General features: G+C 47.1%; 1 protein-coding gene. It reads left to right on the top strand.

What is annotated here, in order from left to right:
- Positions 1-559: phosphopantetheine-binding protein (locus AACM45_RS20315; RefSeq protein ID WP_339145040.1), on the top strand; the 559-nt coding region annotated here is incomplete at its 5' end.
- Positions 560-692 lie beyond the last annotated feature (133 nt).

Below are 692 nucleotides of genomic sequence, written 5' to 3'. Positions count from 1 at the left end.
TGAGATCGAACATGCGATGTCCCGGGTCCCCGGAGTGGGGCAGAGCTGTGCCCTTGTCAGGGAAAGGGAGACCTCCACTGGCAAGGTCAAGTACCTCGTTGGGTACTATGTCCCCGAGAAACCCGGTGCGGAGATGGAAGATAGGGACATACTGGAGGCCCTTTCAGGGATGCTACCGGAGTACATGGTTCCCTCTGCCCTTGTTCGGATGGGGTCCTTTCCACTGACGGTGAACGGGAAGTTGGACCGCAGTGCGCTTCCCGATCCGGAGATGGTTTCCGGGGAGGGGTATGTCGCCCCGGTGAACGAGACGGAGGCTGAGCTTTGCAGGATATGGCAGGAGGTGCTGGGGATGGACCGTGTCGGGACCAATGACGATTTTTTCAGGATAGGGGGAGATTCGATTTTGGCGATACGGACCTCCCACTTGATATCAATATCTCTTGATTGCAAGATAAGTGTAATTGATTTATTCGAGAAAAAAAGAATAAAGAAGCTATCAAAGAAAATACAGAACCTTAAAAAAAACAGTTCAAATGCTCTATGGAAATTTAATTAGCCACGAGATATATTACAATAAGATTGATACTTTTTTTCTTGAACTTAGAATCAATAATGGAGCACTCTGGTTAGAAAATGATATACTTAATTTTTCAGTTCCAATTTCATTTCAAAACCAGCGCACCAAGGAC

The sequence above is a fragment of the Croceitalea sp. MTPC5 genome (assembly GCF_036985505.1).
Classification (GTDB): Bacteria; Bacteroidota; Bacteroidia; order Flavobacteriales; family Flavobacteriaceae; genus Croceitalea.
This window is presented reverse-complemented; position numbering and strand designations above follow the sequence as displayed.